Source organism: Comamonas sp. E6, from assembly GCF_001010305.1.
In the GTDB taxonomy this organism is placed as follows: Bacteria; Pseudomonadota; Gammaproteobacteria; order Burkholderiales; family Burkholderiaceae_C; genus Comamonas; species Comamonas thiooxydans.
The window spans coordinates 1-1,460 of sequence record NZ_BBXH01000061.1 but is presented as its reverse complement, the minus strand read 5'-3'; the positions used below and the strand labels follow the sequence as shown (position 1 = coordinate 1,460).

The 1,460-nt window shown below is 67.2% G+C and carries 1 protein-coding gene; it reads right to left on the bottom strand.

What is annotated here, in order from left to right; translation table 11 throughout:
- Positions 1-189 precede the first annotated feature (189 nt).
- Complete coding sequence (locus tag CSE6_RS25890; protein WP_011517431.1) at positions 190-1,398, bottom strand: IS4-like element ISBvi1 family transposase; 1,209 nt, start codon at positions 1,396-1,398, stop codon at positions 190-192.
- Positions 1,399-1,460 lie beyond the last annotated feature (62 nt).

Below are 1,460 nucleotides of genomic sequence, written 5' to 3'. Positions count from 1 at the left end.
ATAAATACTGTTCAGATACGAAGCACCGGCACTGGCTGATGCCGCAAATGGAGCGCTGCGCCGCGATGCCGAACATTGAAGTTGCTCATCTTGCGCTTGACGCCGCGCGGGTTCAGGCGCCCACGACTGCTCACGCAGCGCCCGCGCGCGATCTCGGCCAGCAGGGCCTCGCGCCAGGCAGGCAAACGCTCAGGGGGAAACGGCCGCAGCTTGCGGCATCTTGCGCTTGATCACGCGCACGGCGTGCATGAAGCTCAGGCGATCCGGATCGAGTTCGCGCGCCCAGGCCGCCTGCGCCATCAACTGGCGAATCGCAAAGTGCGCCAGCAGCAGCCCCCACAGCTCCTGCTGCACCAGCTCGGGCGTCTTGCTGCGCAGCACCGTGCTGTTGGCGCGCAAATGCGTCTTGAACTCATCGAACACCCCCTCGATCTCCCAGCGCTCGTGGTACAGCGCGGCCAGCTCCAGGGCCGGCGCCGCATCGGGGTCCAGGAGGTTGGTCAGCAGCCGGTAGCTGCCCTGCGCCGGCGTGGCCGAGCCCTCGAGCGCGTAGTCGATCACACGCACCGTTTGCCCTGCGCGCCGCGCGCGGTCGTCGCTGTCGAACACGCGGCTCAGGTACGAGCCATCGGGCAACATCTGCTCTACCGGCAGCTTGAGGTTGGATTTGACCCGCCAGGCCAGCTTGGCGCCCGTAGCGCAGGCGGTCTGCCAGAGCTTGAAGCCGTAGAAGTTGCGGTCGGCCAGCACCAGCATCTCGGGCGTGAGCTTGGCGGGCAGCAACTGGGCGGCCATGACCTGCTCGCTGTGGCCGTAGGGTGCGATGCCGGCTGCCACCACCGCGTGCGTGCCGCATTCCACCAGGCCCAGAACGCGCGCCTGCGGGAAGGCGCTTTGGCCGCGCGAGGCGCCCGGGTAGCCGAAGAACTTGGCGTTGGCCGCCTCGTCGGCCACGTCCATGCAGCTGCCGTCCAGGGCCATCACGCGCAATCCCCGGTACCACGCCCCTGGCGCCCCCGGCGCGGCCAGCGGGCGCAGCACCCGATCGGCCAATTGGCGCATGACCTCGGGGCCCAGCCGGCTGCGCGCCTGCGAGATCGCGGACTTGCTGGCCTGCACCGCCTCAGTGTGGCCGCCGCCGAGCCATTGCAGGCCTTCGCACACCACGCGCAGCACTTCCTCCAGCGGCGCTTCGCGCCACAGCGCCAGCGCCATCACGTAATACACCACTGCCGGCGCGGGCAGCAGCCGCTCCCGCTGGCTGGCCTTGCCGGTCTCGGCCAACACTTCTTCGATCAACGTCCGTGGACACACGCTGGCCAGCACCCCGGCGCTGATCAAATGCGCAACGTCAACTCTCGACGGCAGCGTCTTGCGTGTTCTGGCCATCACCCTCATCCATTGAAGCTTCGATGGATGAGGATTATGGCTTTAAAAATACTATCTGAACAGTATTGGGG